The following is a 7,505-nucleotide window of genomic DNA, read 5'->3' as shown; positions in this document are numbered from 1 at the left end:
TGACGCGTCGTCTCGTCGACGTGACGCAGGATCTGGTCGTTGTCGAAGACGATTGCGGCACCTCGAACGGCGTGGCGATGAAGGCGCTGGTCGAAGGCGGTGAAGTCGTCGAAGCGCTGCGCGACCGTATCCTCGGCCGCGTCGCGGTGGCGGACGTCGTGAATCCGGAAACGCAGGAAACGCTGTACGAATCGGGCACGCTGCTCGACGAGACGGCGGTGGAAGAGATCGAACGCCTCGGCATCGACGAAGTGCGCGTGCGCACGCCGCTGACCTGCGAAACGCGCTACGGTCTGTGCGCGTCGTGCTATGGCCGCGACCTCGGCCGCGGCTCGCTCGTGAACGTCGGCGAAGCGGTCGGCGTGATCGCGGCGCAGTCGATCGGCGAACCGGGCACGCAGCTGACGATGCGTACATTCCACATCGGTGGTGCGGCATCGCGTGCGGCAGTGGCGTCGTCGGTCGAAGCGAAGAGCAACGGCACGGTGCGCTTCACGCCCACGATGCGTTACGTCACCAATGCGAAGGGCGAGCAGATCGTCATCTCGCGTTCGGGCGAGGCGCTGATTACCGACGACCTCGGCCGTGAGCGCGAACGTCACAAGATCCCGTACGGCGCGACACTGCTGCAGCTCGACGGCGCGGCGATCAAGGCCGGCACGCAGCTGGCGACGTGGGATCCGATGACGCGTCCGATCATCACCGAGTACAGCGGTACGGTGAAGTTCGAGAACGTCGAGGAAGGCGTGACGGTCGCGAAGCAGATCGACGATGTGACCGGTCTGTCGACGCTCGTCGTGATCGACGCGAAGCGCCGCGGTTCGCAAGCGGCGAAGAGCGTGCGTCCGCAGGTGAAGCTGCTCGACGCGAACGGCGACGAAGTGAAGATCCCGGGCACGGAGCACTCGGTGCAGATCGGCTTCCAGGTCGGCGCACTGATCACCGTGAAGGACGGTCAGCAAGTGCAGGTCGGTGAAGTGCTCGCACGTATCCCGACCGAATCGCAGAAGACCCGTGACATTACCGGTGGTCTGCCGCGAGTTGCGGAACTGTTCGAAGCGCGTTCGCCGAAGGATGCGGGCATCCTCGCGGAAGTCACCGGCACGGTGTCGTTCGGCAAGGACACGAAGGGCAAGCAGCGTCTCGTCATCACGGACCTCGAGGGCAACCAGCACGAGTTCCTGATCGCGAAGGAAAAGCAGGTTCTGGTTCACGATGGTCAGGTCGTCAACAAGGGCGAAATGATCGTGGACGGCCCGGCCGATCCGCACGACATCCTGCGTCTGCAGGGTATCGAGGCGCTGTCGCGCTACATCGTCGACGAAGTGCAGGACGTGTACCGTTTGCAGGGCGTGAAGATCAACGACAAGCACATCGAGGTGATCGTTCGCCAGATGCTGCGTCGTGTGCAGATCACCGACAACGGCGATACGCGCTTCATCCCGGGTGAGCAGGTCGAGCGTTCGGACATGCTGGACGAGAACGATCGCATGATCGCCGACGACAAGCGTCCGGCCACGTACGAGAACGTGCTGCTCGGTATCACGAAGGCGTCGCTGTCGACCGACTCGTTCATCTCGGCGGCATCGTTCCAGGAAACGACCCGCGTGCTGACCGAAGCGGCGATCATGGGCAAGCGCGACGATCTGCGTGGCCTGAAGGAAAACGTGATCGTCGGCCGTCTGATTCCGGCTGGTACGGGTCTCGCGTTCCACAAGGCACGCAAGGCGAAGGAATCGTCGGATCGCGAGCGTTTCGACCAGATCGCAGCGGAAGAGGCATTCGAGTTCGGTACGCCGAGCACGCCTGTCGAAGAGCCGCAGCCGCAGCAGCATCCGGCCGCAGAGTAAGCGCGGGCGGCGCAAGCCGCCTCGTTTCGCTGTCGCTGAAACCGCCCAGTTTCGACTGGGCGGTTTTTTTTCGTCCTATGGTCCTGATGGCCGATGTTGCGCGCTTCGCCGTGCGATGCGCGTGCGGGTTGCTAAAATCCCGGTCATTGCCGTTTGCCGTTTTTCCTATCATCCATGTCCCGCGCCCACGAAATTCTCGACGAAGTATTTGGCTATTCCGCATTTCGCGGCCAACAGGGCGAGATCGTCGAACACGTCGCCGGCGGCGGCGATTGCCTCGTGCTGATGCCGACGGGCGGCGGCAAGTCGCTGTGCTACCAGATTCCCGCGCTGTTGCGACGTGAGGCGGGACATGGCGCCGGCATCGTCGTGTCGCCGCTGATCGCGCTGATGCAGGATCAGGTCGCCGCGTTGCGGGAGGTCGGCGTACGTGCGGCCTACCTGAATTCGACGCTGTCGGGCGCCGAGGCGGCGGCGACCGAGCGTGCGCTGCGCGAAGGCGAGATCGATCTGCTGTATGTCGCGCCGGAGCGCCTGATGACGGGGCGTTTTCTCGATCTGCTCGACCGCGCGAAGATCGGCCTGTTCGCGATCGACGAAGCGCATTGCGTCTCGCAATGGGGGCATGACTTCCGTCCGGAATACATCCAGCTGTCGGTGCTGCACGAGCGCTTTCCGTCGGTGCCGCGCATCGCGCTGACGGCAACCGCGGATGCGATCACGCGGGACGAGATCGTCCACCGGCTTGCGCTCGACGACGCGCGCGTGTTCGTCTCGAGCTTCGACCGGCCGAACATCCGCTATCGGATTGTCGAGAAGGACAACGCGCGCGCGCAGTTGCTCGATTTCATCCGTGCCGAGCACACGAATGCCGACGGCACGACCGACGCCGGCGTCGTGTATTGTCTGTCGCGCCGCAAGGTCGAGGAGACGGCCGAATGGCTGAAGGCGCAGGGCGTGCGCGCGCTGCCGTATCACGCGGGCATGGAATTCGAGGTGCGCCAGAAGCATCAGGAGATGTTCCAGCGGGAAGAGGGCATCGTGATGTGCGCGACGATCGCATTCGGGATGGGCATCGACAAGCCCGACGTGCGCTTCGTCGCCCACCTCGACTTGCCGAAGAGCGTCGAAGGCTATTACCAGGAAACGGGGCGCGCAGGGCGCGACGGAATGCCGGCCAATGCGTGGATGGCTTACGGCCTGGGCGACGTCGTGCAGCAGCGCAAGATGATCGACGAGTCCGACGCCGACGATGCACACAAGCGTGTGCAGACGTCGAAGCTCGACGCGCTGCTGGGCCTGTGCGAGACGATCTCGTGCCGGCGCGTGCGCCTGCTGAACTACTTCGGCGAGGCGAGCCAGCCGTGCGGAAACTGCGATACGTGCCTCGAGCCGCCCGATTCGTGGGATGCGACGCGTGAGGCGCAGATGGCGCTGTCATGCGCGTTCCGCGCGCAGCGTGCCAGCGGCTTCAACTTTGGCGCGAGCCACCTGATCGAGATCCTGCGCGGCAGCCGCAACGAGAAGATCCTGCAGCGCGGCCACGAGACGCTGAGCACATTCGGGATCGGCGCGTCGCTGTCCGAACCGGAGTGGCGTGCGATTTTCCGGCAGCTTGTCGCATACGGATATCTCGCCGTCGATCACGGCGGCTTCGGAGCGCTGGTGCTGACCGAGGCCGCGAAGCCGGTGCTGAAGGGCGAGGAACAGGTCACGTTGCGCCGCTACGTGAAGCCGCAGCGCACGCGACAGTCGTCGAGTCGCAGTGGCAACCGGGTCGATCCGACCGCCGGCATGAGCGCGCGCGAGCGCGCACGCTGGGATGCCCTGCGGGCATGGCGCGCGGAAACCGCGAAGTCGGACGGCGTACCGGCGTACGTGATATTTCACGATGCGACCCTGGCCGAGATCGCGCGCAACGCGCCGGAGACGATCGACGATCTGCGCCACATCCCGGGCATGGGCATCCGCAAGCTCGAACGCTTCGGAGACGAGCTCATCGACGTCGTCGAAGCCGCCTGACGCCCGTCTCTTTCGCCCGGCCGGCCAGTCGGCGCCATCCCGGAAAATCACGCAAGCTGTTGACTTGCTTGGGATTTCCGGAATATGATGCTAGGTTCCGGTTCTCGGTGGGATTGGTCGCGAGCGAAAGTTCGCGCCGGCTTCCCGGATCCGGAGGTCAACGCACCTCGATTCTCGCTTTGCCCGAAATCGATGTGCCGATTTTGTTCAATTTCAGGAATAAACAATGCCAACCATCAACCAACTGGTTCGCAAAGGCCGTCAGTCGGAAACGACGAAGAGCAAGAGCCCGGCCCTGCAGGACTGCCCCCAGCGTCGCGGCGTGTGCACCCGTGTGTACACGACGACGCCGAAGAAGCCGAACTCGGCACTCCGTAAGGTTGCCAAGGTTCGTCTGACGAACGGCTTCGAAGTGATTTCGTACATCGGCGGTGAAGGCCACAACCTGCAGGAACACTCGGTTGTGCTGATCCGCGGCGGCCGTGTGAAGGACTTGCCGGGTGTGCGTTACCACATGGTTCGCGGCTCGCTGGATACCCAGGGTGTCAAGGATCGTAAGCAAGCGCGTTCGAAGTACGGCGCGAAGCGTGCGAAGGCTGCGAAGTAAGCAGTCTCCGATTGGAGATCGCCTCTGGGCGGTCAAGGCGGTGGTGCCGGATTGCCGGTGCTGTCGAGTAAGTGGTCACCCGGCCAAGCTGGTTAGTCGTTGAGATGTAATCGGGTTAGTTGGTGGCCGCGGGGCTGGAATAGCTCCAACTGAACAAGTAAAGGAAGAAACATGCCGCGTCGTCGCGAAGTCCCCAAGCGGGAAGTGTTGCCGGATCCGAAGTACGGCAACGTTGATGTAGCTAAGTTCATGAACATGCTGATGCTGTCCGGCAAGAAGTCGGTCGCTGAACGCATCGTTTATGGCGCATTCGAACAGATCCAGACCAAGGGTGGCAAGGACCCGCTGGAAGTGTTCACGGTTGCGCTCAACAACGTGAAGCCGGTGGTCGAAGTGAAGAGCCGTCGCGTTGGTGGTGCCAACTATCAGGTTCCGGTCGAAGTGCGTCCGTCGCGTCGTATGGCATTGGCGATGCGCTGGTTGCGCGAGGCTGCGAAGAAGCGCAGCGAGAAGTCGATGGCTCTGCGCCTGGCAGGTGAACTCTCCGAAGCGGCCGAAGGCCGTGGCGGCGCGATGAAGAAGCGCGACGAAGTTCACCGCATGGCGGAAGCCAACCGCGCGTTCTCGCATTTCCGTTTCTAAGCGCCTGGCTGGGCTTTTAGCGGAAAAATTCCGGGCGGGTGCGCTTTTCAGGCGCCTCGCCCGTTTGTGTTGAGGCGTGATGCGACAAGGGTCGTATCGCGTCAACCCAATAGAGGATCAAAGTGGCTCGTAAGACTCCTATCGAGCGCTACCGCAATATCGGTATTAGCGCTCACATCGACGCCGGCAAGACGACGACGACCGAGCGCATTCTGTTCTACACCGGCGTGAACCACAAGATCGGTGAAGTTCACGACGGCGCAGCAACGATGGACTGGATGGAGCAGGAACAGGAGCGTGGCATCACGATCACGTCCGCTGCTACCACCGCCTTCTGGAAGGGCATGGGCGGCAACTATCCGGAACACCGCATCAACATCATCGACACCCCGGGCCACGTCGACTTCACGATCGAAGTGGAGCGCTCGATGCGCGTGCTCGACGGCGCGTGCATGGTGTATTGCGCAGTGGGCGGCGTGCAGCCGCAGTCGGAAACGGTGTGGCGCCAGGCGAACAAGTACAAGGTGCCGCGTCTTGCGTTCGTCAACAAGATGGACCGTACCGGCGCGAACTTCTTCAAGGTCTACGACCAGCTCCGTCTGCGCCTGAAGGCGAACCCGGTTCCGGTCGTGGTGCCGATCGGCGCGGAAGAAAACTTCAAGGGCGTCGTCGACCTCATCAAGATGAAAGCGATCATCTGGGACGAGGCGTCGCAAGGCACGAAGTTCGACTACGTCGACATCCCGGCCGAGCTCGTCGAGACCTGCCAGGAATGGCGCGAAAAGATGGTCGAAGCGGCTGCGGAAGCCAGCGAAGAGCTGATGAACAAGTACCTGGAAGAAGGCGATCTGCCGGAAGCCGACATCATCAAGGCGCTGCGTGACCGTACGATCGCGTGCGAAATCCAGCCGATGCTGTGCGGTACCGCGTTCAAGAACAAGGGCGTGCAGCGCATGCTCGACGCCGTGATCGACTTCCTGCCGTCGCCGGTCGATATTCCGCCGGTCAAGGGCGAGCTGGAAGATGGCGAAATCGCCGAGCGCAAGGCGTCGGACGACGAGAAGTTCTCGTCGCTCGCGTTCAAGATCATGACCGACCCGTTCGTCGGCCAGCTGATCTTCTTCCGTGTGTACTCGGGCGTCGTCAATTCGGGCGACACGCTGCTGAACTCGACCAAGGGCAAGAAGGAACGCCTCGGCCGTATTCTGCAGATGCACGCGAACCAGCGTGAAGAAATCAAGGAAGTCCGCGCAGGCGACATCGCTGCTGCAGTCGGCCTGAAGGAAGCGACCACGGGCGACACGCTGTGCGATCCGGCCAGCCCGATCGTTCTCGAGCGCATGGTGTTCCCGGAGCCGGTGATTTCGCAGGCTGTCGAGCCGAAGACCAAGGCTGACCAGGAAAAGATGGGCCTCGCGCTCAACCGCCTGGCGCAGGAAGATCCGTCGTTCCGCGTGCAGACCGACGAAGAGTCGGGCCAGACGATCATTTCGGGCATGGGCGAGCTCCACCTCGAAATTCTGGTCGACCGGATGAAGCGTGAATTCGGCGTGGAAGCAACCGTCGGCAAGCCGCAGGTTGCATACCGCGAAACGATCCGTTCGACGGCGAAGGATGTCGACGGCAAGTTCGTCAAGCAGTCGGGTGGTCGCGGCCAGTACGGTCACGCGGTCATCACGCTCGAGCCGAACGAGCAGGGCAAGGGCTACGAGTTCTTCGACGAGATCAAGGGTGGTGTGATTCCGCGTGAATACATCCCGGCGGTCGACAAGGGTATCCAGGACACGCTGAAGTCGGGCGTGCTGGCAGGCTTCCCGGTCGTCGACGTGAAGGTTCACCTGACGTTCGGTTCGTACCACGACGTTGACTCGAACGAAAACGCGTTCCGCATGGCCGGTTCGATGGCGTTCAAGGAAGCGATGCGCAAGGCGAACCCGGTGGTCCTCGAGCCGATGATGGCTGTCGAAGTCGAGACGCCGGAAGACTACATGGGCAACGTGATGGGCGACCTGTCGGGCCGTCGCGGTATCGTCCAGGGCATGGAAGACATGGTCGGCGGCGGCAAGATCGTTCGCGCCGAAGTGCCGCTGTCGGAAATGTTCGGTTACTCGACGTCGCTGCGCTCGCTGACGCAAGGTCGTGCAACGTACACGATGGAGTTCAAGCACTACGCTGAAGCTCCGCGCAACGTTGCTGAAGCGATCATCAGCGCGAAGTCGAAGTAAATCTGCATCGACCCACCGATTATTTTTTGAAAGAAGAGAATCATGGCAAAAGAGAAGTTTGAGCGGACCAAGCCGCACGTGAACGTTGGTACGATTGGTCACGTTGACCACGGCAAGACGACGCTGACGGCGGCGATCGCGACGGTTCTGTCGGCGAAG

General features: G+C 62.5%; 5 protein-coding genes and 1 pseudogene. All 6 read left to right on the top strand.

Annotated elements, in window-relative coordinates; genetic code table 11:
* Positions 1-1,850, top strand: a pseudogene (locus tag KH616_RS18565) (DNA-directed RNA polymerase subunit beta'); the annotation flags it as partial.
* Positions 1,851-2,024: 174 nt separating this feature from the next.
* Positions 2,025-3,872 (top strand): DNA helicase RecQ, encoded by a 1,848-nt coding sequence (gene recQ, locus KH616_RS18560; RefSeq protein ID WP_292249607.1) that lies wholly within the window; start codon positions 2,025-2,027, stop codon positions 3,870-3,872.
* A 226-nt stretch (positions 3,873-4,098) separates the two neighbouring features.
* A complete protein-coding gene (rpsL, locus tag KH616_RS18555) occupies positions 4,099-4,479 on the top strand; it encodes a 30S ribosomal protein S12 (RefSeq protein ID WP_006400662.1) in 381 nt (126 codons plus the stop codon).
* 171 nt (positions 4,480-4,650) lie between these two features.
* Entirely contained in the window at positions 4,651-5,121 is a 471-nt protein-coding gene (gene rpsG, locus KH616_RS18550) for a 30S ribosomal protein S7 (protein WP_004198359.1), read from the top strand.
* A gap of 122 nt (positions 5,122-5,243) precedes the next feature.
* Complete coding sequence (gene fusA, locus KH616_RS18545) at positions 5,244-7,346, top strand: elongation factor G (protein WP_292249212.1); 2,103 nt, start codon at positions 5,244-5,246, stop codon at positions 7,344-7,346.
* 42 nt (positions 7,347-7,388) lie between these two features.
* A partial coding sequence (locus tag KH616_RS18540; RefSeq protein WP_147484422.1) for a GTP-binding protein occupies positions 7,389-7,505 on the top strand: 117 nt, incomplete at its 3' end.

This window comes from Burkholderia sp., from assembly GCF_018375725.1.
Taxonomy (GTDB): domain Bacteria; phylum Pseudomonadota; class Gammaproteobacteria; order Burkholderiales; family Burkholderiaceae; genus Burkholderia.
The sequence above is the reverse complement of the archived record's forward strand: the minus strand, read 5'-3'. Positions and strand labels throughout refer to the sequence as shown.